The sequence below is a fragment of the Myroides sp. WP-1 genome, assembly GCF_014145635.1.
In the GTDB taxonomy this organism is placed as follows: Bacteria; Bacteroidota; Bacteroidia; order Flavobacteriales; family Flavobacteriaceae; genus Flavobacterium.
The window spans coordinates 229,968-253,860 of sequence record NZ_JACHTC010000003.1 but is presented as its reverse complement, the minus strand read 5'-3'; the positions used below and the strand labels follow the sequence as shown (position 1 = coordinate 253,860).

The following is a 23,893-nucleotide window of genomic DNA, read 5'->3' as shown; positions in this document are numbered from 1 at the left end:
AAAGCAGTATAAACAACCGTTTGTACTGCTTTTTTGTTTTTTTGAATGAGATATAGGATATTCAATTCTAAAAAGAGATGCTGTTCATCAGAACAGTTCCTTATTATCTTACAAAGCTCTTTTATCCCATCACTTTCTTATAGACAAGTACAAAAGTGGTACCCTTGCCAATCTCAGAGTGATGCACTCTAATTTTGCCGTTTTGATATTCCTCTACTATACGACGTGAAAGGGATAGACCTAAACCCCACCCCCTCTTTTTGGAGGTATACCCCGGTTCAAATATTTTCTTGAATTTATTTTTAGGGATTCCACTACCTGTATCTGAAATAAATAACTGAACAAATTGATCTGTTTCGGTAATAGTCACCGCTATTTTCCCCTTTCCTTTAGTTGCATCAATGGCATTTTTGATCAAATTTTCAATGGTCCAGCTGTGTAATTCTGGATTGAGAAATACGGGAATTTCATGCGTTGGAGCAGTGAATTCAAACGCAATCTGTTTCGAGGCTCTTTGTTGAAAGTACGTATACGTTTTGCGTGTCTCTCCAATTAAATCGAGAGGAATTAGTTGTGGTTTAGAACCAATTTTGGAAAAGCGATCTGCAATGGTCTGTAAGCGTTTTACATCTTTGCTTATTTCTTCTACTATAGATGCATTGACTTCTTCTAATTTCATGATTTCAATCCACCCCAATAAAGAGGATAAAGGAGTTCCGATTTGATGAGCGGTTTCTTTTGCCATTCCTGTCCATAACCGATTTTGAACAGCGATTTTATTACTGCGGTAAAAAATAATAATGAGGACAGTAAAGAAAATAAAAATCAAAATTAAAGCGAGTGGATAATATTTTAGTTTGAGAAGTAAAGAGGAGTTTCCATAATACAAATATTGTTTTTTCTTTCCTATTTCAACTTCAATGGGAGCATTTTCATTTTTTAGTTTACGCAAAAATAAAGTGGCTTCATGCTCATCCTGTTGTACTTTTAAAGGAACATTGACCATAGCCAAAATACTGTCCTGTTCGTTAGTCTGAATAATCGGAATAGTGGTATTATTGGTAAGAATCAATAGTGGTAATTCTAAATTAGTATCTAGCGGATTTGCTTCATTCAACGTGTTGGATGCAGTAGCCCAAATTTCCATTTTAATTCGCTCTTCTTCTTTATACGTTTGAAAAAAAGAATAGGTATTCCACAGGATAAGCAATAACACAACAAATGCTGTCGCAATTAAGGTCCAACGAATGATTTCTCTTTTAATAGTCAAAGTAATGGTTGATTTAAGGATTAAAGATAATTAAAATAAATGGGGTTGTAAATCTACCTCACGTGCTTTTTGAATTCTCACGTCAAGGATATTTTATATGATAAACGGTGAAATGTAATTTTTCATATGAAGTGAAGTTTTTTTTAATAGGATTTTTCCTTGTTTAAAAGAGGGGGAATCATAGCATCCAAAGAACAGAAAATATTGTCAATTAAAAGCGATGTTTGTCTATCGTGTTTTTTTGTGGTTCGATCTGCTTTTACTACCTTTACTTTTCTACCGAAAAAGAAAGAATAGAAATGAAAACAATAAACCCAAAAGACATTTCAACTGTTGAGTTACAAGGTTTTTTACAAGGTTCTGTAGGACCAAGACCAATTGCTTTAGCGAGTACAGTTGATGCTGATGGAAATCCGAATTTATCGCCCTTTAGCTTTTTTAATTTATTTAGTGCTAATCCTCCGATTTTAGTATTTTCCCCGTCAAGACGTGTGCGTGATAATACGTGTAAACATACCTTGTTCAACGTTCAGGCAACGATGCAAGTGGTGATTAACGTAGTTAATTACGATATGGTTCAACAAACCTCATTATCAAGTACAGAGTATAAAGACGGAGTGAATGAATTCGTCAAAGCAGGATTTACAATGATAGAATCAGAAGAAGTTCGACCATTCCGCGTAAAAGAAAGCCCTGTGCAATTTGAGTGTATCGTTCAAGAGGTTATTGGGTTGGGAACAGAAGGAGGAGCAGGAAATCTTGTGATATGTGAAGTAGTTAAAATGCACATTGATGAGGCAATCCTTAATGAAAAAGGAGGGATTGATCAACATAAAATTGATTTAGTTTCTCGTATGGGAGGGAATTGGTATAGCCGTTCTAATAAAGGGATGTTTGAGGTTGAAAAACCATTGACTACCTTGGGGCTGGGGGTAGATATTATTCCACAAGAAGTTATCGATAGTGCCATTTTTTCAGGTAATGATTTGGGAATTTTAGGGAATGTAGAACATTTGCCAACGGCAGAAGAGGTACAGACTTTTTTAGATCAAAATCCAGAAGCGAAGCAAATCGTAGCTTCGGGTGATTTGGAAAAGAAATTTCAATTAGCTAAAAAGTATTTAGAGGAAAATAATGTACCTTTGGCTTGGAATATGATAGTAGCAAAGTAACAATCAGGAAAAAAAAGATATAATGGAAGTAATAGGAAGAATTAAGGTGATTGGGCAACCACAAGATATTAGCTCAAGCTTCAGAAAAAGAGAAGTTGTGGTTACTACTGAAGAACAATATCCACAAGATATTTTAATCGAGTTTACACAGGATCGCGTAAATTTATTGGATAGCTTTCAAGTTGGAGAGCCTGTAAAAGTATCGATTAACTTAAGAGGAAGAGAATGGACATCTCCACAAGGAGAAGTTAGATACTTCAATACAATTCAAGGATGGAGAATTGAAAGAAACATGCCTGCACAAGGAATGGGTCAACCAATGGGACAACCGATGCAAAATCAATATACGCAACAACCAACTATGGGGCAACCTGCGCAACAAGCTGGCGGATTTAACCAAAATTATCAAGGTAATCAAGGAACACCAAACCAGTTTGCTCAACAAGCTCCACAGGCGCCTCAAACGTCACAATTCCCTCCAGCACCGTCATTTACGGAAGAGGATCACGATGATTTACCATTCTAAATAATACATATCCCCAATCTACTGATTGGGGATTTTTTTTCACTATGATTGCCATTTTAAACCCTCAATATTTAAGTTTTCCACCCGTTGAAACGGCACATGAATCGGGAATTTTAGCCATCGGCGGTGCACTCACTGCAGAGTGGTTACTCTTAGCCTATCGACACGGTGTTTTTCCGTGGTTCGAAGATGGTGAACCTATCACCTGGTGGGCTCCTAATCCTAGAATGGTCGTTGACCCCATATCGTTTAAACCCTCAAAAAGTATGCGAAATATTCTGAATAGAAATTTATTTCAAGTGACTTTTAATACTTGTTTTGAAGAGGTAATCAAACAGTGCCAACAGGTAAAGAGACAAGGACAAAATGGAACGTGGATTACAGATGAAATGCTAGAAGCTTATTGCGAACTACATCAATTGGGATATGCTCAGTCCGTTGAAGTATGGCAAGACGGACTACTTGTCGGTGGGTTATATGGAGTGGATATTGGTCAACGAATCTTTTGTGGTGAAAGTATGTTCTCTTTGGTCTCTAATGCGAGTAAAGTGGCTTTTCATCGGTTGATTCAAAAATTAAAAGAAGAAAATTATCGTCTATTAGATTGTCAAGTATACAATCCACACCTCGATTTATTAGGTGCTGTTGAAATTCCTCGCGCACAGTATATGGAATATTTATATGAGGCAAAATAAAAGAAAATCCAAACGCTAAAAGACTAACGTTTGAATTTTCCAATTGAATGTATCTATGATGACTAACTGATTGTGTAAAGGGTTTAAATCTAAAATAACTTTAAGTGTTTCTTGTGCCATCATCGTGCCAATAATACCAGGAAAAGTACCCAAAACACCATTCAAACTACAATTTGGTACATCACTCGGATCTGGTGGCTCTGGAAATATAGCTCGTAGATCTTTGGATTGTCGATGATTGAATACCGCTAATTGTCCTTGAAACCCTAGGATTGTTCCATAAATTAATGTTTTGTTGAATTGTACACAAGCATCATTGACAAGGTATCGCGTCGCGAAGTTGTCTGTTCCATCGACGATATAATCATAAGACTCAAAAATAGATTGGATATTAATCGCTGTTAATTTCTCTTGGTATGTTTCTACCTTTATATGAGGATTAAGCTGTGTAATACGGTTTGCTGCAAGGATCGCTTTGTATTGACCCATGTCGCTTTCTTGAAATAGAATTTGACGATGTAAATTGTGTATTTCCACCCGATCGAAATCGACAATACCTAAATGTCCTACACCAGAAGCAGCTAAATAAGTGAGAATGGGCGAACCTAATCCTCCTGCACCAACAACCAATACCTTTGCCTTTTTAATCTTTAGCTGGCCCTCAACGCCAACTTCATTTAAATTCATAGGACGACTATAACGTAAAAAATCGTGTACTTCTAACATATTACGACAATAAAAAGTTAGCATAACTCGCGTGCCAATCTGTCCAAATTGGATCATATCCTTTGGACTTGATTAAGCGATGAATTTCTTCTGTAGAGCGGTTGTCGCAGATTTCAAATTGAGCGAGCGAATCCTGATCCACACTGTACCCTCCAGGATTTGTTTTTGAACCTGCACTCATTGATGTAACGCCCAATCCGATAATGTGATTGCGAAAATGCTCGCTTTCTCTGGTAGAAATGGAAAGCTCAACGTCTTCATTCCAAAGGCGATAGGCAAACATTAACTGTAGTAAATCTTTATCTTCCATTATAAAATTGGGTGGTAGATTGCCTTCGGCTGGTCGTAGGCGTGGAAAAGAGATGGAGTATTTTGTTTTCCAATATCGCTTTTGTAAATAATCAAGGTGTAAAGCGGTAAAAAAACTATCCACACGCCAATCTTCCAAACCTAACAATACACCTAGCCCTATTTTGTGAATTCCCGATTGACCGATTCGATCAGGTGTTTCTAATCGATAGCGGAAATTGGATTTTTTCCCTTTGAGATGATATTGTTTGTATACAGCTTCGTGATAGGTTTCTTGATACACCAAAACAGCATATACACCCAATTGAGCCAACACCTCGTACTCATTTTGTTCTAAAGGTTGTACTTCAATTGATATTGTTGAAAATGAAAGACGAATCTGCTTAATAGCCTGTTCAAAGTAGGAGAGATTTACCGTGTGATTGGCTTCGCCTGTTACCAATAAAATGTGATCGTAGCCCTGGTGTTTAAGCAAGTTGATTTCTCGCTCAATTTCGATTGAGGTTAGTGTTTTTCTTCGAATTTTATTGTCGATGCTAAAACCACAGTAGGTGCAAATGTTATGGCATTCATTGCTGAGATACATGGGAGTATAAAGCTGAATGGTTTTGCCAAATCGCTTGTGGGTTAGTTGCTGGCTGATTTGGGCCATTTCTTCTAAGAAAGGACGAGCCGCCGGAGAAATGAGATGGAGGAAATCGGTTAGATTTCGCTTCGGTTTGTACAAACTTTGTCTGACTTGTGCCGCTGTGGTTTCGTCTAATTGTTGTTGAATGGATGCCCAGGAATAGGTCGTATAAATATCGTAAAACGTCATAACTATTGATACAAGAATGAAGTTAATGGGCTAGAGGCATTGGCGTGATTTTGGATTGCTCCAAGTTGAGCTTCATAGGCCATACGCCCTGCCACAACAGCTTGTTGAAAAGCTTTGGCCATCTGTATTGGGTCGCCAGCAACCGCAATAGCGGTATTGACTAAAACAGCATCTGCGCCAAGTTCCATCGCTTTAGCAGCATCGGAAGGAGCGCCTATACCTGCATCAACAATGACAGGAACTCGACTGTTTTCAATAATAATTTCCAAAAAATCTAAGGTTTTTAATCCTTTATTTGTGCCAATTGGTGAACCCAAAGGCATAACAGCTGTTGTCCCTACTTCTTCTAAGCGCTTACACAATACTGGATCTGCATGAATATAAGGAAGAACGAAAAATCCTTGTTTTGCCAATTCTTCTGTTGCAAGTAGTGTTTCTATGGGATCGGGAAGCAAGTATTTAGGATCAGGATGAATCTCAACTTTCACCCAATTTGTTTCTAAAGCCTCGCGCGCTAACTGAGCTGCTAAAATCGCTTCTTTTGCGGTTCGTGCACCAGAAGTATTAGGTAGTAAATTAAGGTGTGGATGGTTGAGGTGCGCAAGTAATTGATCGTTCTCATGTGCGAAGTCCAAGCGCTTTAAAGCTACTGTTATAAATTGGGTTTCACTTGCTAATGTTGCGGCTTCCATAAGCGTATGAGAACCGTATTTACCTGTTCCCAAGAATAATCTTGAGTGAAAGGTTTTATCTCCTAGTTGTAAAGGATTCATAAAAAATAGGTTTTTAATTGTTGTAAAATTTGTCGAGGCTGTTGAGATTGATGGAGTAAGGAAGAAACAGCTACACCCGATAATTCCAATTGTTCTAATAATGGAAGATCCTCTATGGCAATTCCTCCAATGGCGATAATTGGCGTTTTTTTCTCTTCCTCTGTAAGATTTGTCAGAATATGGCGATAGCCCTCAAAACCTAAAATCGGACTTAGATTCTTTTTAGTTGGGGTGTATCGCAATGGGCCTAAACCTATGTAATCACACCCTTCAGCTAAGCGTTGTCGCACATCTTCTAACGTATTGGCTGTGCCTCCAATAATCTTATTAGGGATCATTTTTCGCGCTTCTGCTATGGATGAATCAGACAATCCTAAGTGTACCCCATCTGCATCAATGGCCTGAGCTAAATCAGGATGATCATTGATAAGTAAAGTCGCTTTGTAACTGTCGCATAGTATTTTTACTTGTTCTGCTGTGGTCCAACGTACAGAAGAAAGTGCATCTTTGAAACGGAATTGAATCCATAACTGGCCCGCATCTAAGATAGATTCAATATGGTATAACTGCTCTTGTGGAGTGTTACCTTGACTGATATAATGTACGGTATTAAACATGATAAGCGAGTAAAGAGGAATTAGAGTTTAACATTTTTTCGATATATTTTTTGGCCGATATAATTGCTTCAGGTAACAAATAACCCAAGGCAATATAACTTCCGATAGCAGAAGAGAGTACACAACCTGTACCGTGTTTGGTTGTTTGGTAAACACAGGTAGGCGGAAAAGAATGTAAGGTACCTTCTATAAACAACTGATCGGTAGCTTTTTTATCGAGGGCATGACCACCTTTAAGGAGTATAGCACAATGTCGACTTAGCTCTTTTGCTTTGTCTGTTGGAGAAATCGTCGATGGCACTAACTGTTCAATTTCGGGATAGTTTGGTGTAAGTAGATCAATTTGCTGTAAAATCGCCTCAAGGGTTTCTCTGCTCATTCCCTGCAAGAAGTCAAACTGTGTACTCGAACGCAAAACGGGATCCCACACTATAAAAGCATGCGGAGCATACTGTTTTATTACCGTTAAATAGAGTAAGAGGTCTTCTCCAGATTCGACGATGCCAATTTTAATAACTTTAGGAGAATACTGCTGTAAAAGGACTTCCAATTGATCGAGAATATAATCGCGTTTTTCCCAGCGAATGCCTACAAAGCGATCTTCTGTTTGTGTGGTATTTGCGGTAAGAATGCCCATGGCATATACTTGGTGATTTTCAAATGTTTTGATATCTGCGAGCAAACCCGCACCACCGCAAGGATCAAATCCAGCTATGGAAAAAGCAATAGGTCTTGTTTGTAACATAAATCAAAAATTTTTAAAGGTTCAGCAGCTTGCCATATAGTACCTAACAGTGCAAAGTCTCCAAAACCCATGTCGTGAATTATAGGAATATGCGCCGGGGTTATACCGCCTAAGGCCACAGGGCAGATCATCGGAAAAGACCAATGCTGGATTTCCTTTTGCCAATCTACTGTTGGATGATACCCGCGTTTAGAAATACTCGTAAATACAGGACTGATGAAGGCGCGTTTATGCCTTGTTGATAACTTGACATATTCAGTAGAGTTATGAACACTTGTTGATAAATACGGGAGTTTTGATCTATAGTTATTAACAAATGAACAATCTGTTGTTGATAAGTGGGCAAAATCAGCCTTTATACTGTTGATAAGTTCAATATATTGTTTGAAAACTTCCTCCTTGTTGTTGATAACTGAAGGTGGAATGTGAATAACTAACCGATGACGATGTTGATAACTGATGTTTTCCACCCATAGTTGCAGTTGTTCAAAAGTCAAATTAGGCTTTCGAACATGCAAAAGAGGTAAGCCCCTTTTCAACATTTCATTGACGAGGCTTATTTCTTTTGGATACTTGTCAGCGGGCGTTATCACAACCATTTACAAATAGATTTCTTTACCTGCTTTAATGAATGCTGAAGACATGTCTTTCATTCCTTGTTCTGCTGAATCGCGAATTTCTTGTGAGATTTTCATCGAGCAGAATTTCGGACCACACATGGAGCAAAAGTGAGCAACTTTAGCTGCGTCAGCAGGGAGCGTTTCATCGTGAAATTCCCTTGCCGTATCAGGGTCTAAAGACAAGTTAAATTGATCTTCCCAACGAAATTCAAATCTCGCTTTACTCAAGGCATTATCTCTGTATTGTGCTCCTGGATGTCCTTTGGCTAGATCGGCTGCGTGTGCTGCGAGTTTGTAGGTGATTACGCCATCTTTTACATCTTTCTTGTTGGGTAATCCCAAGTGTTCTTTCGGTGTAACATAGCATAGCATCGCTGTACCATACCATCCAATCATCGCTGCACCAATAGCAGAAGTGATGTGGTCATAACCAGGGGCAATATCTGTGGTTAAAGGACCTAAGGTATAAAAAGGAGCTTCTCCACAGTCGCGCAACTGCTTTTCCATATTTTCTTTAATCAGGTGCATAGGTACGTGACCTGGTCCTTCAATCATCACTTGTATATCGTGTTTCCAAGCAATTTTCGTCAATTCGCCTAATGTCTCCAATTCGGCAAATTGTGCTGCGTCATTAGCATCTGCAATTGATCCTGGTCGTAAACCATCTCCTAGTGAAAACGCAACATCATAGCGTTTCATAATTTCGCAGATTTCCTCAAAATGAGTGTATAAGAAGTTTTCTTGGTGGTGAAATAAACACCATTTAGCCATAATAGATCCTCCACGAGAAACAATACCTGTTACACGTTGCGCGGTGAGGTGAATATAACGCAACAGTACACCAGCGTGGATGGTAAAGTAGGAAACCCCTTGCTCTGCTTGCTCAATTAAGGTATCTCTAAAGATTTCCCACGTCAAATTTTCAGCTACTCCTTTTACTTTTTCTAAGGCCTGATAGATAGGAACAGTTCCAATGGGTACAGGAGAATTGCGAATAATCCATTCACGGGTTTCGTGTATGTTTTTTCCTGTGGATAAGTCCATAATGGTATCCGCTCCCCATCGACATGCCCATACCGCTTTTTCAACCTCTTCTTCTATAGTTGAGGTAACGGCACTGTTGCCAATATTAGCGTTAATCTTTACTAGGAAATTGCGGCCAATAATCATCGGTTCACTCTCGGGGTGATTGATGTTGTTGGGAATAATGGCTCTTCCAGCGGCAATTTCATCGCGTACAAATTCTGGTGTGATATAGTTTTTAGGTGTGTTTGCTCCAAAGCTATTGCCTTGATGTTGCTGTTTTAGCGAAGCAGAAACGGTATTTAATTGCTCAATACGTTGATTTTCGCGAATGGCCACATACTCCATTTCAGGAGTAATAATGCCCTGTTTTGCATAGTGTAGTTGGGTTACATTTTGCCCTTCTTTGGCTACTTTGGGTTTGTGTGTAAATTCAAATCGCAAGTGATCCAAACTTGTATCTTCAGCTCTTTTTTGACCGTAAACCGACGTAAGGTTGTCTAACACTTCTACATCTTGTCGATCTAAAATCCAAGATTCTCTCAGACGAGGCAATCCTTTTTTGATGTTAATATCTACGTTTTCATCCGTGTAAGCACCAGAGGTATCATAAACGGTTACCGGTGGGTTTTCCTCTGTTTTTCCTGCGCTTAATTTAGTATCGTGCAAGGTGATTTCACGCATCGCTATGCGGATAGGAAATAGTTTGCCCTCTACATGAATCTTTTTTGAATTGGGAAAAGGGGTTTGGGAAATTTTTTCGTGTTGTTCCATGAGTAATAATTTAATTTGAGTTCGAATGAATTAAACAAAATGGAATCAACCGCCTTGGGTTGCCGTGATCAGGAGAATATCATCCGATTCGGATAAGTAATAAGTTGCCCAATCAGACTTCGCAATTACACGTGAATTGATGGCAACAGCAATACCTTTTTGTTGCTTGAGCCAATGCGTATCAAGCATCATCTGAATACTTACAGTCGCTTGTTCAAATTGAAATTTTTGATTGTTGATTTGTAGTTCCATTCCTTTGTTGTGTTACTGATATAACTTTAGGAATGGCTACACAGAGGTACAGAATGTACCAAATGAAGTCATCTTACTTTTCCCTACGCTAGTATGAACTAGATCAGGTTCAAAGGGTAAAATCTCAGCCTACTCGATGTAGACACCCCTAAAGTTGAAAGCAAATATAGGGATTATTTCATGGGATACAAGTTTTGTTTGTTTTAGTTTGAATGTTGTATCTTGTTTTACAAATTGAGCGATATGAAAAAATCAGAAGTAAGATTCATTGAGAATTGGAAGAAGAAAATAGAAATGGGGCGATTAAAATATGGGTTTATTGAGGGTAGTATTTTGGGCCTTTTTGTTGGAATAATAACCATATTGTTATCCTGGCTATTTGATGATAATACTGTTGTTTTTGGGATGCAATTGCTCTATGATTTGATTATTTGGGTGTTAGGAGGAGTGCTAGGTTATTTAACTGTTATGTGGGAGGTGAATATGTATTACTATAAAAGATTTATCAAGAAATACGATGTATAGTGGCAAGAAGAGAAGTGAAAATAACAAGAGCATGTTTGATGATTGTTTTATGTTAAATTTAAAAAAAAATCAACTACTTTTGTTCTCAAATGTGAAAAATATGAGAGCGGTATTTAACGTATTATTTATTGGAGTGATTGGATTTTTGAGTAGTTGTAGCTCGGATAGTGATTCTAGTAAGTTTACTGCGGAAGAAAGAGAATTGCGTACCATGTTAAATAATGAATGGGAGGCATCAAGCTTTACCGATTTGATGTTCGAGTTACCTTTGTTGCAAGAAAATATTAATTGGATTTTAGATTACGAAGGAAGAATACCTATGAGAGGGAAAGATCGTTCTATTGTGATTGGAATGAACAAAAAAGGTGGGTTTTATCTCATTGATGAAAATACAAGAAAAGGTTATGTAGGAGAACCTTTGCATGACCTGCTTTATTGTTGTACTTTTCAACAAGGTAATAAGTTTACAGGTATGTTTTCTGGAATGTCTCAAAAAGAAATATTTCAGGAGTTTTATGTACGTAAAATTGATGAGAATACAATGATTTTGTTCTTAGTTAAGGTTAAAGATGAAGATGGTCGTCTACCTTACGGTTATGGTATTGTTTATATGTTGAAGAAGAAAGGGATTTGGGAGGAGAAAACTACTTTTCGCAAGATTTTCCAACGTTACCGCTATTATGACAATATGTTGGATAAAATGATTATGGCAGAAGAGAATTACGAAAGGGATGTAACGCAAGGGGGATGTCAATAAAAATAGTTAGATACAAAAAAAGTCAGAAGATTTCTTCTGACTTTTTTTGTATGGATTGAGGTGTGTTTATTAGTTAGTTTATGCGTTTTCCGTTTCTAAACCAGTGGAATTTAGACTCATTTTATCAACAATCAGTGCAATTGCTCCGTCTCCCATGACATTACAAGCTGTACCAAAACTATCCATGGCTACATATAAGGCAATCATAAGTGTTTGCTGTTCGGTACTAAAGCCTAAGACAGATTGCAATACGCCTAAAGCCGCCATAATTGCACCACCAGGTACTCCAGGAGCGGCAATCATCGTTACGCCGAGCATGAAGATAAAGCCAATCATCGCTAAAGGATCAATGGGGGTATGTTGAATGAGCATTAAGGCAATTGCACAAGCAACTATTTTTAAGGTACTTCCTGCCAAGTGAATGGTTGCACAAAGCGGAATGACAAAACCTGCAATTTTGGGATTAACGTCGTTTTTTAGGGTTGATTCTAAGGTAACGGGAATCGTTGCTGCAGAAGACTGCGTCCCTAAGGCTGTAAAATAGGCCGGTAGCATGCGTTTCATTAAAAGAAATGGATTTCTCTTTACGACCAATCCTGCAAGGGTGTATTGGAAAATTAAAAATACAATGTGAAGAGCGAAAATAACACCAATAATTTTCAAAAACGTTTCTAAAACCACGAAAACTTGTCCGCTGTAGGTCATATTTAAAAATACACCAAAAATAAAGAGCGGTAAGAAGGGAATAATCACCTTCTCTATCACAGTCATGATAATAGATTGAAACTCGTTAAAAACCCCTTTTAAATGCGTAAAAGGGCCTTTTGAAATGCATATTCCTACAATGAAAGCAAGTATTAAGGCGCTCATGACGTCAAAAAGCGGCGGAATATCAATAGAAAAGAATGGAATGAGTGTTTGCTCATTTCCCAACGTAAGTGCCGTAGATTGCGAGCTCAAGAGTTGAGGAAAAATACTTATTGAAACCGCATAAGAACTAAAACCCGCTAAGAGTGTAGACCCATACGCAAGTCCGGTTGTTAAAAGTAGCAATTTTCCGGCTTCTTTGCCAATATTTCCAATGGCTGGAATAATTAACCCTACAATAATTAGCGGAATGATGAAGCTTAAAAAATTACCAAAGATGCTATTAAAGGTGCTGAAGATTCTACTTATTTCCAACGGCAGTTTATCGCCTAAGTAGGTCCCTAATGCAATAGCAATGACAATTTGTAATAATAAGCTATTCTTGATGAGTTTCATATTTTTTTGTTTTAAAAATACGAAAATAAATAAAAAAACCTCAAACAAAATGCTTGAGGTTTGATATTTTAATTTTTAAAGGATAAATATTATCCTAATGAAGCTCTTTTGAATCCTGTGATTTCAACACCAAAAGACTGAACATAGTCAGCAACTTTTTTAGACTCATCTTTAATAAAGTTTTGGTCTAATAAAGCTTTCTCTTGGTCTAAAGTTGTATTGTCACTGATGAAACGAGCAACTTTTCCAGGTAAAATTCTATCCCAGATGTTTTCAGGTTTACCTTCAGCTTTTAATTCAGCTTTAGCATCTTCTTCCGCTTGTTTCAATACTTCTTCAGTAAGTTGAGCGTAAGAAATATATTGAGGTACATTTTTAAGTGTTTTACCTAAACGCACCAATTCTTCGTTTTCTTTAACGATAACTGCGATACGAGCTTCAGTTTCTTTCGCGATGAATTCTGGATCAAAATCTTTGTAAGATAAAGTCTCAGCACCCATTGAAGCTACTTGCATAGAAACGTCTTTAGCGATTTCTTCTGCTTTAGCAACAGCTGAAGATAAAGCTGTAATAGCAGCAATTTTGTTACCGTGAACGTAAGAACCGATGAAAGCTCCTTCTAAGATTTCGAAAGAACCGATTTCGATTTTCTCACCGATAACTCCTGTTTGCTCGATACATTTGTCAGCAATAGTCATTGTATCGTTGTAAGGAGAAGCTAAGAATTCTTCTTTTGTATTGAAGTTGATTGCTTTTTCAGCTAATTCTTTTGCTAATGCTTGGAAACCTTCGTTTTTACCAACGAAATCAGTTTCACAGTTTAATGTAATAACAACACCTCTAGTTTTGTCAGCGTTAACAACAGCAACAGCAGCACCTTCAGATGACTCACGGTCAGAACGGTTAGCAGCTACTTTTTGTCCTTTTTTACGTAAAACTTCGATTGCTTTATCGAAATCTCCCTCAGCCTCAACTAAAGCTTTTTTACAGTCCATCATTCCGGCACCTGTTTGTTGTCTTAGCTTGTTTACGTCTGCAGCAGTAATATTTGCCATTTTAGTAATCTTTTAAAGAGTTAATAAATTAAAAAAGTCGTTATTGACAGTTGAATACAAAGGTAAACATCTATCAGCATAACGACTTTATGATATTGTTAAAAAATTATGCTTTAGCTTCAGCATCTGCTTTTACAGCTGGTGCTTCTTCTTTTTCAGATTTTCTTTCTGCATTACCTTCGATAATTGCAGCAGTAACTAAAGATAAAATTTTATCGATTGATTTAGAAGCATCATCGTTTGCTGGAATAACGTAGTCAACTTGACGTGGGTCAGAGTTCGTATCCACCATAGCGAAGATCGGAATGTTTAATTTTTGTGCTTCTTTAATCGCAATGTGTTCAGCTTTGATATCTACAACAAATAGAGCAGCTGGTAGACGAGTCATATCAGCAATAGAACCTAAGTTTTTCTCTAATTTTGCACGAAGACGCTCAACTTGTAAACGCTCTTTCTTAGAAAGCGTCATAAATGTACCGTCTTTTTTCATTCTATCAATAGAAGCCATTTTCTTAACAGCTTTACGGATAGTAACGAAGTTTGTTAACATACCACCTGGCCATCTTTCAGTGATGTAAGGCATGTTTGCCGCAGCTGCTTTTTCAGCTACGATGTCTTTCGCTTGCTTTTTTGTAGCAACGAAAAGGATTTTTCTTCCTGATGCAGCGATTTTTTTCAAAGCTTCATTCGCTTCTTCAATTTTAGCTGCAGTTTTATATAGATTGATAATGTGAATACCATTACGCTCCATATAGATGTAAGGAGCCATGTTTGGATCCCATTTTCTAGTCATGTGTCCGAAATGAACACCTGCTTCTAGTAATTCTTTAACTTCTACTTTGTTTGCCATTTTCTAATAGTTTACGTTCTGTTACTTTAGCAATGATTCAGTAGCGATTACTCGGTCTCAACCATTTAGATGCTAAACTACTTCTTACAAAAAATGCAAGTGCGCAACAAAAACCTAGATTTTTTAATAATAAATAAATATTAACGTTTAGAGAATTGGAATCTCTTACGAGCTTTCTTCTGACCGAATTTCTTACGCTCAACCATACGAGGGTCACGAGTCAATAATCCTTCTGGTTTAAGAACTGCTCTGTTCTCAACATCAATTTCGCACATCGCTCTAGCAATTGCCATACGCACTGCCTCAGCTTGTCCTGTAGTTCCACCACCATATACATTTACTTTGATGTCAAAGTTCTCAGCGTTCTCAGTAAGTGTAAGAGGCTGTAATACTTTGTACTGTAATGTACCTGTAGGGAAATAAATTTTAAAATCTTTTTTGTTTACTGTAATGTTTCCTGTTCCTTCTGAAACATAAACACGAGCTACAGCGGTTTTTCTTCTACCGATTTTGTGAATAACTCCCATTACTTAACTTCGTTTAAATTAACGGCTTTAGGTTGTTGAGCTCCATGTTTGTGCTCAGCGCCTACATTAACATTTAAATTACGGAATAATTGTGCTCCTAATTTGTTTTTAGGCAACATCCCTTTGATTGCTTTCTCTACTAATAATGCAGGATTTTTTTGTTGCATTACTTTAGCAGTTAAAGATCTTTGTCCTCCTGGATAACCTGTATGACGGATGTAAGTCTTGTCATCTAATTTGTTACCAGTTAGGTTGATTTTTTCTGCGTTGATCACGATTACGTTGTCTCCACAGTCTACGTGCGGCGTGTAATTTGTCTTGTGTTTACCTCTTAAAAGTGTTGCCACTTTAGAAGCAAGACGACCCAAATTTTGGCCTTCAGCATCTACAACTAACCATTCTTTTTGAACAGTTGCTTTGTTTGCTGATACAGTCTTGTAGCTTAAACTTTCCACAATAATTTTGTATTTAATTAAACATTCCATTCCCAATTAAGGGAGTGCAAAATTACATAATTTCTTTTATTATACAAATTCATACCGCTGTTTTTTGCTTTTATTTGCTTTTAACAAGCTGAGTTGTAATTTGTTTGAAGAAAAAAGTCAAGCCTTTTTCACCTCTTCTTCCACTAAAAAAAATAAAATATACCTAGCGTCTAAGAACTAAAATCAAGAAATAAATCTTTTATTTTGGCGTATACTGTCGCTAATGCTTTCTATCTTAATGCTTTTCTCTTAACTTAATATAGTTTAGGATTGTAATTCTCCGGATATTTTGCCATCTCGGCGTTGTAGTATGGCGCAATCTCATCAAGTAGTTCTTCAAAAGATTTGTCTTCTACTTTCACTAATTTCATAATCCCACATTGTTTCTTTTTGTAATCGGCATAACACAAAGCAATGGGAATATCTGTTTGTCTTGCGATGTGGTAAAACCCTTGTTTCCATTTTTCTGAATAGGAACGCGTCCCTTCGGGGGTATTGATCAAGGCTATTGTGTCTGATTCGTTGATGATCTGCACGGCATATTCTACTAGATTCTGACTCTTTGTACGATCAACGCCTATGCATCCCAACGCTTTAAAGAAGAAACCAAACCACGATTTGGTGTAATAGTCCTTGATAAACATTTTAAAAGGCATGCCCAAAATCCAAAAACAAGCCAAACTGTAGTAAAAATCCCAATTGGACGTATGTGGAACACAGATTAAGATACTCTTCTTTTCCTGTTTAAATGATTCGTCATGTACCACAAGTTTCCATCCCGTAACACCCAACATGATTTTACCCAATATTCTTTTCATTGTCTTGATTTAAAATGAAGTACAAAAGTAAGTTTTAATTCGAAATAAATGTTAGTAGGAATCTGTTCGGAATAAAAAAAGGGCTATTCAAATCGAATAACCCTTTTAATTTGTATTGCGTGAAACCCTTAAGCATTTGCTTTTGGATCTGCTCCGTATTCATTATCTCCTTTAGTACCTTCTGTGGCAGCTAAAACAATGTTGTAGATTGGAATTAAAATAAACCAACCGCTTTTTCCAATGTCGTGCATTCTTCGAACAGCAACACCAATTCCAGGTAATAGAACAGCGAGACTGTAGATTGACGACAATAATGAGGTGTTGAGAAGTCCGCCGATAAAACCTAAGACAAAAGCAATAATACAGTTGAACAGCATGAAATACCAAAATTCACTTCTTCTTGCTCTACCATTAAAGTTGAAGTAGTTCTTCAACACCGATACATAATAATTCATAGTTATTTTTTATTAAATTTCCGTCAAATTTACGTAATTTAATATTGATTTGTATGATTTAGTGTGCAATTAACCAATTTTCTCCAATTCCTAAGTCTACAACTAAAGGAACATCCAATGTAAAGGCGTTTTCCATTTCTTCTTTAACCATTGTTTTTAAAGCGTCTAGTTCTTCTTTGTGTGCATCAAACACCAACTCATCGTGTACTTGTAACAACATTTTAGATTTCCACTGCTCGTTCACTAAGCGCTTATGGATATTAATCATCGCAATTTTGATGATATCCGCTGCACTTCCCTGAATAGGTGCATTCACAGCGTTTCGTTCTGCTGCACTGCGCACTACTGCATTTTGGGAGTGAATATCTTTTAAGTAGCGTCGTCGTCCTAAGATGGTTTGTACATATCCGTTTTCTCTAGCAAATTCAATTTGCTGAGCGATATAATCTTTCAGTTTTGGATACGTTTCATAATAGGTATCAATCAGTTCCTTACTTTCTGAACGCGATAGATTTGTTTGATTGCTCAATCCAAAGGCAGAAACTCCATAAATAATTCCGAAGTTTACCGTTTTGGCGTGGCTACGTTGTTCTTTGGTTACTTCTTCTAGAGGAACATTGAATACACGAGCCGCTGTTGAACGGTGAATATCTTCGCCATTTTTAAATGATTCGATCATATTGGGTTCTTGACTCAAAGCTGCAATGATGCGCAACTCAATTTGAGAGTAATCCGCCGCTAGTAAAACGTAATTTTCATCACGTGCAATAAACGCTTTTCGAACTAAACGTCCTCTTTCTGTTCGAATAGGGATGTTTTGTAAGTTTGGATTGTTTGAACTCAAACGCCCTGTAGCTGCTACGGCTTGCATATACTCCGTGTGTACGCGATTGGTAACAGGATTAATTTGTTTCGGCAATGCGTCTACATAAGTGTTTTGCAACTTAATTAATTGACGCCAGTTTAATATATCTTGTACTATAGGGTGTTTCGCTGCTAAATCACTTAAGATTTCTTCTCCAGTAGCATATTGCCCTGTTTTTGTTTTCTTGGGTTTAGATCCGCCTATCTGTAATTTTTCAAATAAAATATCTCCTAATTGTTTGGGTGATGCAAGATTAAAGTTCTCTCCTGCAGTTTCGTAAATAGATTGTTCCAATTGTTTGATGTCACTATCTAAAGTTGCGGAGAGCGATTGAAGAAATTCTACATCCAATCGAATACCTTCATTTTCCATATCTGCTAATACAGAAACCAACGGAATTTCAATGTTTTTAAATAAGTCTACCGTACGGGTTTCTTCCAATTGAGGTAGGAATTTTTGTTTCAACTGAAAGGTGATATCGGCATCTTCTCCTGCATATTCTTTTGTCAATTCTACTTCTACTTCTCTCATCGTCTTTTGACTTTTTCCCTTTTTTCCAATTAATGTTTCTATGGGTTGAGGGGTATAATTTAAGTAGGTCTCTGCCAATACATCCATGTTGTGACGCATGTCTGGATTAATCAGGTAGTGTGCAATCATCGTGTCAAACAAAGGACTGTTTACTTGAATGTCATATTGTTTTAAGACCTTGATGTCGTATTTTAAATTTTGACCAATTTTTTCGATCGTTTCTGATTCGAAAAAAGGTTTGAAATGAGAGAGTAAATCTAGAGCAGCTGCTTTGTCCTCAGGAAAGGGAACATAAAACGCTGTGCCTTTTTCAAAAGAAAAAGCAACACCAACAAGTTCTGCCGTTAAAGGATCTAAACCTGTTGTTTCTGTGTCAAAACAAACACTTTGCTGTTGCATCAATTGTTGGGCTAATAAGCGAATTGCCATCGGCGTTTGTACCAATTGATATACGTGTTGCGTAGTCTCTAATGATTGAAATGCCGAAGAAGTAGAGGAGCCTTCAGTCAAGCCAAATAAGTCCAATTGATCTTCTTGCTGTGTAGCAGCCGAACCAACAGGAGTTGCTACTTGGTGATCAGAAGCGAAAATCTTGTCAAACTGCTCCTTCATGCGTCTAAACTCCAATTCAATAAATAAAGCATCTGTCTTCTCAACATCGGGTTGCTCTAAAATGTAATCATCGGCATTGAAAGTGACAGGACAATCAAGTATTATCGTTGCTAGTTTTTTAGAAAGTAACCCTTTCTCTTTATTCGCTTCAATGTTTTCTTTCATTTTTCCTTTTAATTCATGCGTATGAGCTAAAAGGTTTTCCATTGAACCGTATTCTTTGATGAATTTTTTTGCTGTTTTTTCACCTACCCCTGGTAAACCTGGAATATTGTCAACGGCATCTCCCATCATCCCTAAAAAGTCAATAACCTGTTCAGGGTGGTCTACTTCAAATTTTTCTTTGACTTTCTCAACACCCCAAATTTCAATACCATTACCCATTCTCGCCGGTCTGTACATGACAATATTGTCAGAAACAAGCTGGGCGTAATCCTTGTCAGGTGTAACCATATATACCCTGAAGTTTTCCTTTTCGGCTTGTTTAGAAATAGTACCAATTAAATCATCCGCCTCAAATCCGCTTACTTCAATAATCGGGATATGCATGGCTTTTAAAATTTCTTTGATATAGGGAACAGCAACTTTAATTGCTTCAGGTGTTACGTCTCGATTGGCTTTGTACTCTGGAAATATAGCCAAACGATCTTGACTACCTCCATTGTCAAAAGCAACTGCTAAATGATCGGGATTCTCTCTTTTGATAACATCTAAAAGGGAATTCATAAATCCTAAAATAGCAGAGGTATCTAATCCTTTTGAGTTTACTCTTGGGTTTTTAATCAGCGCATAATAGCCTCTAAAAATTAAGGCATAGGCATCTAATAAAAAAAGACGTTTTTGTTGAGCCATTGAATGATGGTTTTATTTACTATTGAATTAATTTCAAAGATAGTGATTTTGTTTTGCTAAGTGGGAATATGTATAACGCGATCTAGTAGATTCGCATATAGGATCTATAAAAAGCGGAGATGTTTAATATTGCGATTGTTTATTAAATTTAGGTATATAGTTGTTAATTGTTTTGTTTTGGGGCGCAATTTCTTGGTTTAATTGAATTATTGTTGATAAACTTGTGACATATTCAAAAATAAAAAAGATAAGTTTATGAGAAATTTTTACTTTAAATTAGCTATTTTAACGCTAGTATCATGGAGTCTATTTGCAGCGGTTGGTTGTTCGAATGACGATCATAATGGTTACAAATTAGGGGGTAAAGAAAAACCTAAGCCAGGAGAACCTGCTGCTAAAGCAACGTTGAAAGTCGAGGTTGTAGAGGTAGGGGAAGAATCAATTTCTTTTAAATTTCAAGCTATAGGAGCAGAAAAAATTTACTACTTGATTCAGAAAAAAGAACAGGAAGTTACGGAAGAAAGGGTTGTGAATTTGGGACAATTAGTTGGAGATGCAACGGCAACCCAATTAGTTGATGCGTTGGAAGCTGATCAGGATTATGTTCTCTATGCTGTGGCGGTGAATAAAGAAGGTGTTGCTACTTTTGATAAAGCGGGGACGGCTTTTAGAACTAAAAAAGCTGCAGATATACGCATCACGATCACCGATGTTGATTCAACGAATGAACGTGTTATTTTTACTGTAAATCCGACAGGTGCTGTGCGAATGCGTTATATGGTGGTTGAAAAAGTAATGATGGAGGGAAGGGAAATGACAGCAGAAGAGGTGCTGGAAGAAGGTTCAACGATTGTTAAAGTTGATGGTCCAACAGCGTTGAAGCCAAAAGGAATGAAACCCAATACTGATTATATCATTTACGTAGCAGGGGTTTCTGCAACAGACACGCGCATTCTTGTAAGTGCTGAGGTTCGTACAAAAGATGATTCGCAAGCGCCAATTGATGAAGAATTATTGCAAATGACCCAGATGAATTTTGAAGGGGATGCAGTTGATAATACGGTAGTATACTATTTGTATTTATCTAATGAAAAATGGGATGTGCAGTTTAGTGTTGGGGCAGCACAGGCTAGTGAAGATGTTTTAAAAGAGGGACGCTATATCCGCAATGCGAGCCAAGGTCCAGGTAGACCTGGGGCAGATCAAGTTGCAAAGGCATTTAAAATTCTGAATAAAGAAACAGGAACCTTAGATACGGATATTGATTATGGCGAAATACGAATAGCAAAAACAGCTGCTACAACTTATAAAGTAGAAATAGAGATGGTAAGAAGAAGTGATGCAACTAAGCGCTTCAAAGCTATTTTTACAGGTATACCAGTCTATGGGCAACCTAGATCTTAAATAGAAAATAAGTTATAGTACAAAGCTGTACGATAATGACCCAAAATAAAAAAAGGCAAATACAACTTCTAACGTTGTATTTGCCTTTTTTTGATAATAAGAACGAAGTTGGCACTTGCATAGGAAAGCTATTAATCTTTGTTAAAGATATTTTGATACGTGAGACAAAAAACTAACTTTGTTACTTATCGCTTTTACTATGTTGAATTTAGGATTCTTATTGCCTGTTTTGCTGATTGTTGAGTTTTATGCCTATCAAGCAGTAAAGCAATTGACACATCATCGATTTTTTCGACTTCTTTATATAGGTTGCTCTGCACTGATACTAGCTTATATTGCGTATGGCTTTTCTCGGTTTGACCGCTCATCCGGACAAAATCATCAGTCGATGTTAGCGGCAGCAATGGTCATTTTGTTTTACTTACCCAAAGTAATTATTACGCTTTTACTGCTTTTGGAAGATGTTGTTCGAGTGATTCGCGGATTGGTACAGTATTTTAGACGAACAAAGACGACTGAAAAACGACCTTTTTTACCTAGTAGAAGAAAATTTATCACGCAAATTGCTTTTGGAATTGCAGCGATTCCCTTTATTTCAGTGTTGCATGGAATTACCATCGGACGCTATAAGTTTCAGGTGTATAAACACGTCCTAACTTTTGAGGACTTACCAGATGCCTTTGATGGTTTTACGATCACTCAACTTTCAGATATCCACTCCGGTAGTTTTGACAATAGGGAGAAATTAGAATATGCTATTGATTTGGTGAATCAACAACAATCAGATTTGTTGTTGTTTACGGGTGACTTAGTCAATAGTTTGGCAGGTGAGATGATTCCGTGGATGGATGTATTTAAAAAAATAGAACAACATCCTTTTGGGAATTATTCAATCTTGGGAAATCACGATTATGGTGAGTATATCCAATGGGATACTGATGAAGATCGCGAACGCAATTTTAAAGCCATCTGCGACTTGAGTCCGGCATTAGGGTTTAAACTGCTGCGCAATGAGCATGTGCGCTTGCGCAAAGGAGAAGATAGCCTAGTTATTGTTGGTGTAGAGAATTGGGGTGAACGTGCACATTTTATGAAATATGGCGATTTAGACCAATCAACACAAGGGGTAGAGGCATCTGATTTTAAAGTTTTAATGTCTCATGATCCTTCACATTGGGAGGCTAAGATTTTGGAACATCCTAAGAACTTTCAGTTAACGCTTGCAGGACATACACATGGAAGTCAATTTGGTATTGAAATTCCTGGTTTTCTCAAGTGGAGTCCGATTCAGTATGTGTATAAACAATGGGCGGGCTTGTATGAAAAAATGGGAAAAATAATTCATGTTAATCGCGGATTCGGCTATCATGCGTATCAAGGACGTACGGGAATTTGGCCAGAAATAACAGTTCTTGAATTGCGAAAGAAAAAATAGTTTATTTTGCTAAAATGTAATATTTTTGTAAGAATCAGTTATTAAAGAAGAAGTAAAACCATTAATTGAGAGGTTTATGTCAAAATTTGGAGATTTAGTAACAGCAGAAGTACCTGTATTAATCTATTTTTATGCTCAATGGAATGATGCTTGTACAGCAATGGATGCTGTAATCTATGAAGTTGCAACAGCAATGGGAGAGCAGTTGCGCATTGTTAAGATTGATGTGGCGAAAAATAGTGAATTAATAGAAGCGTTGCGCATCAAGAAAGTTCCAACGATGTTGTTGTATAAAAAAGGTGCAATGATTTGGAGACAAAGTGGAGTGATGGATACTGAAGCCCTGCTAAGTGTGACAACAACTTTATAAACGAGCAAAAGTGTAGCCTTCTTTCTTTGCATAATCAATCAATAAAGGAAGGGTGTACTTCATGTTTTTGGCTGCTTTTTGGCTATCGTGAAAAACGATAATACTTCCCGGTTTAATGCGCTTAAGTGTTCGTTTTAAACACGCTTGTGGACTTAAGGCTGCTTGGTAGTCTTTGGTGATGATCGTCCACATAATTACTTCAAATCCTTGTTGTAGTAAATATTTTCCTTGACTCTTTTTAATTTTTCCATAAGGAGGACGAAATAATGACGTCGGCTCTTGTCGATGCTTTTGTATTTCTTGCTGACACTGTTCTGTGTTAGAAATATACTCTTCTAGTGAGGTTTGCCACCCTTTTACGTGATTAAAAGTATGATTGCCAATTTGATGATCTTCGGCGAGTATTCGCTTAAAGATCATGGGGTGTTTTCGAATATTATCACCAATACAAAAAAAGGTAGCTTTTATTTGATGTTGTTGTAAAAGATCCAAGACCCATTCAGTAACATCTGGAATAGGACCATCGTCAAAAGTTAAGTAAATAACTTTGTCTTTTGTTAGCCTTTGCCAAGTGTATCGCGGAAATAAATAGGACAATATACGCATGAATCAAAGATAAGAAAATTGGATTGTTTTACCTCATACCTGACTTTAGTTGGTCTATCTTCGAGGTATGTACGTGTTTCTTTCATAGTGAGTCCATGGACACACTATGGACTCACCCCAAACAAACTATGTCTCGTCCTACTATAACTGTACAGCTATAGTTA

26 protein-coding genes and 1 riboswitch are annotated in these 23,893 nt (G+C 37.2%); of the genes, 8 read left to right on the top strand and 18 right to left on the bottom strand.

Annotation, left to right across the window (positions count from 1 at the left end; genetic code table 11):
- Positions 1-121: 121 nt before the first annotated feature.
- Positions 122-1,270 (bottom strand): HAMP domain-containing sensor histidine kinase, encoded by a 1,149-nt coding sequence (locus H4K33_RS04650; protein WP_182647308.1) that lies wholly within the window; start codon positions 1,268-1,270, stop codon positions 122-124.
- Between the two features lie 299 nt (positions 1,271-1,569).
- Between H4K33_RS04650 and H4K33_RS04645 the strand changes: the two genes are divergently transcribed.
- Genes H4K33_RS04645 through aat form a run of 3 tightly spaced genes read left to right on the top strand, consistent with a single transcriptional unit; the run spans position 1,570 to position 3,663 of the window.
- Positions 1,570-2,442: a flavin reductase family protein gene (locus H4K33_RS04645; protein WP_182647307.1), complete on the top strand. Its 873-nt coding sequence runs from the start codon at positions 1,570-1,572 to the stop codon at positions 2,440-2,442.
- A 22-nt stretch (positions 2,443-2,464) separates the two neighbouring features.
- Entirely contained in the window at positions 2,465-2,968 is a 504-nt protein-coding gene (locus H4K33_RS04640) for a DUF3127 domain-containing protein (protein ID WP_182647306.1), read from the top strand.
- Positions 2,969-3,012: 44 nt separating this feature from the next.
- Positions 3,013-3,663 carry a leucyl/phenylalanyl-tRNA--protein transferase gene (gene aat / locus H4K33_RS04635; protein WP_182647305.1) on the top strand — a complete coding sequence of 217 codons (651 nt, stop codon included), beginning with the start codon at positions 3,013-3,015 and terminating at the stop codon, positions 3,661-3,663.
- A gap of 15 nt (positions 3,664-3,678) precedes the next feature.
- On the opposite strand, the gene H4K33_RS04630 is transcribed toward aat, so the two are convergent.
- From H4K33_RS04630 to thiS, 8 genes are read right to left on the bottom strand one after another with little or no spacing between them, the layout of a single operon-like run.
- Entirely contained in the window at positions 3,679-4,389 is a 711-nt protein-coding gene (locus H4K33_RS04630; RefSeq protein WP_182647304.1) for a HesA/MoeB/ThiF family protein, read from the bottom strand.
- 1 nt (position 4,390) lies between these two features.
- Positions 4,391-5,515 (bottom strand): 2-iminoacetate synthase ThiH, encoded by a 1,125-nt coding sequence (gene thiH / locus H4K33_RS04625; protein ID WP_182647303.1) that lies wholly within the window; start codon positions 5,513-5,515, stop codon positions 4,391-4,393.
- Positions 5,516-5,517: 2 nt separating this feature from the next.
- Entirely contained in the window at positions 5,518-6,288 is a 771-nt protein-coding gene (locus H4K33_RS04620) for a thiazole synthase (RefSeq protein ID WP_182647302.1), read from the bottom strand.
- On the bottom strand, positions 6,285-6,905 hold the full coding sequence (gene thiE, locus H4K33_RS04615; RefSeq protein ID WP_182647301.1) for a thiamine phosphate synthase: 621 nt from the start codon (positions 6,903-6,905) through the stop codon (positions 6,285-6,287). The genes H4K33_RS04620 and thiE overlap by 4 nt, the downstream gene beginning before the upstream one ends.
- The gene (locus tag H4K33_RS04610) at positions 6,898-7,650 is read right to left on the bottom strand and encodes a hydroxymethylpyrimidine/phosphomethylpyrimidine kinase (RefSeq protein WP_182647300.1); all 753 of its coding nucleotides are present in this window, start codon (positions 7,648-7,650) and stop codon (positions 6,898-6,900) included. Before H4K33_RS04610 ends, thiE begins: the two co-directional genes overlap by 8 nt.
- Complete coding sequence (locus H4K33_RS04605; protein ID WP_182647299.1) at positions 7,617-8,249, bottom strand: thiamine phosphate synthase; 633 nt, start codon at positions 8,247-8,249, stop codon at positions 7,617-7,619. Before H4K33_RS04605 ends, H4K33_RS04610 begins: the two co-directional genes overlap by 34 nt.
- The gene (thiC, locus tag H4K33_RS04600) at positions 8,250-10,067 is read right to left on the bottom strand and encodes a phosphomethylpyrimidine synthase ThiC (RefSeq protein WP_182647298.1); all 1,818 of its coding nucleotides are present in this window, start codon (positions 10,065-10,067) and stop codon (positions 8,250-8,252) included.
- Between the two features lie 45 nt (positions 10,068-10,112).
- Positions 10,113-10,319 carry a sulfur carrier protein ThiS gene (gene thiS / locus H4K33_RS04595; RefSeq protein WP_182647297.1) on the bottom strand — a complete coding sequence of 69 codons (207 nt, stop codon included), beginning with the start codon at positions 10,317-10,319 and terminating at the stop codon, positions 10,113-10,115.
- A gap of 63 nt (positions 10,320-10,382) precedes the next feature.
- A riboswitch (TPP riboswitch) is annotated at positions 10,383-10,479 on the bottom strand.
- Positions 10,480-10,562: 83 nt separating this feature from the next.
- Here thiS and H4K33_RS04590 point away from each other — a divergent pair.
- Positions 10,563-10,844 (top strand): hypothetical protein, encoded by a 282-nt coding sequence (locus H4K33_RS04590; protein ID WP_182647296.1) that lies wholly within the window; start codon positions 10,563-10,565, stop codon positions 10,842-10,844.
- A 100-nt stretch (positions 10,845-10,944) separates the two neighbouring features.
- On the top strand, positions 10,945-11,601 hold the full coding sequence (locus H4K33_RS04585) for a hypothetical protein (RefSeq protein ID WP_182647295.1): 657 nt from the start codon (positions 10,945-10,947) through the stop codon (positions 11,599-11,601).
- Between the two features lie 78 nt (positions 11,602-11,679).
- Here H4K33_RS04585 and H4K33_RS04580 read toward each other — a convergent pair whose 3' ends face one another.
- The 8 genes from H4K33_RS04580 to polA all read right to left on the bottom strand — a co-directional run bounded on the left by H4K33_RS04580 (position 11,680) and on the right by polA (position 19,914).
- The gene (locus H4K33_RS04580) at positions 11,680-12,864 is read right to left on the bottom strand and encodes a dicarboxylate/amino acid:cation symporter (RefSeq protein ID WP_182647294.1); all 1,185 of its coding nucleotides are present in this window, start codon (positions 12,862-12,864) and stop codon (positions 11,680-11,682) included.
- Between the two features lie 89 nt (positions 12,865-12,953).
- Positions 12,954-13,919: a translation elongation factor Ts gene (gene tsf, locus H4K33_RS04575; RefSeq protein WP_182647293.1), complete on the bottom strand. Its 966-nt coding sequence runs from the start codon at positions 13,917-13,919 to the stop codon at positions 12,954-12,956.
- Between the two features lie 106 nt (positions 13,920-14,025).
- A complete protein-coding gene (rpsB, locus tag H4K33_RS04570) occupies positions 14,026-14,769 on the bottom strand; it encodes a 30S ribosomal protein S2 (protein ID WP_002987799.1) in 744 nt (247 codons plus the stop codon).
- Positions 14,770-14,909: 140 nt separating this feature from the next.
- Positions 14,910-15,296 (bottom strand): 30S ribosomal protein S9, encoded by a 387-nt coding sequence (gene rpsI, locus H4K33_RS04565; protein WP_002987796.1) that lies wholly within the window; start codon positions 15,294-15,296, stop codon positions 14,910-14,912.
- Positions 15,296-15,751 (bottom strand): 50S ribosomal protein L13, encoded by a 456-nt coding sequence (gene rplM, locus H4K33_RS04560; RefSeq protein ID WP_036462661.1) that lies wholly within the window; start codon positions 15,749-15,751, stop codon positions 15,296-15,298. The genes rpsI and rplM overlap by 1 nt, the downstream gene beginning before the upstream one ends.
- Positions 15,752-16,035: 284 nt before the next feature.
- A complete protein-coding gene (locus tag H4K33_RS04555) occupies positions 16,036-16,599 on the bottom strand; it encodes a 1-acyl-sn-glycerol-3-phosphate acyltransferase (protein WP_182647292.1) in 564 nt (187 codons plus the stop codon).
- A gap of 128 nt (positions 16,600-16,727) precedes the next feature.
- A complete protein-coding gene (locus H4K33_RS04550; RefSeq protein WP_182647291.1) occupies positions 16,728-17,054 on the bottom strand; it encodes a DUF805 domain-containing protein in 327 nt (108 codons plus the stop codon).
- 58 nt (positions 17,055-17,112) lie between these two features.
- Positions 17,113-19,914 carry a DNA polymerase I gene (gene polA / locus H4K33_RS04545; protein ID WP_182647290.1) on the bottom strand — a complete coding sequence of 934 codons (2,802 nt, stop codon included), beginning with the start codon at positions 19,912-19,914 and terminating at the stop codon, positions 17,113-17,115.
- Between the two features lie 255 nt (positions 19,915-20,169).
- Here polA and H4K33_RS04540 point away from each other — a divergent pair, with 255 nt between their 5' ends.
- From H4K33_RS04540 to H4K33_RS04530, 3 genes are all read left to right on the top strand, one after another.
- Positions 20,170-21,318, top strand: coding sequence for a hypothetical protein (locus H4K33_RS04540; protein ID WP_182647289.1), 1,149 nt, complete (start codon positions 20,170-20,172; stop codon positions 21,316-21,318).
- Between the two features lie 199 nt (positions 21,319-21,517).
- A complete protein-coding gene (locus H4K33_RS04535) occupies positions 21,518-22,753 on the top strand; it encodes a metallophosphoesterase (RefSeq protein ID WP_182647288.1) in 1,236 nt (411 codons plus the stop codon).
- Between the two features lie 76 nt (positions 22,754-22,829).
- Complete coding sequence (locus tag H4K33_RS04530) at positions 22,830-23,123, top strand: co-chaperone YbbN (RefSeq protein ID WP_182647287.1); 294 nt, start codon at positions 22,830-22,832, stop codon at positions 23,121-23,123.
- Here H4K33_RS04530 and H4K33_RS04525 read toward each other — a convergent pair.
- Positions 23,118-23,729, bottom strand: coding sequence for a polysaccharide deacetylase family protein (locus tag H4K33_RS04525; RefSeq protein ID WP_182647286.1), 612 nt, complete (start codon positions 23,727-23,729; stop codon positions 23,118-23,120). The two genes, H4K33_RS04530 and H4K33_RS04525, sit on opposite strands and share 6 nt — an antisense overlap.
- Between the last annotated feature and the right edge of the window lie 164 nt (positions 23,730-23,893).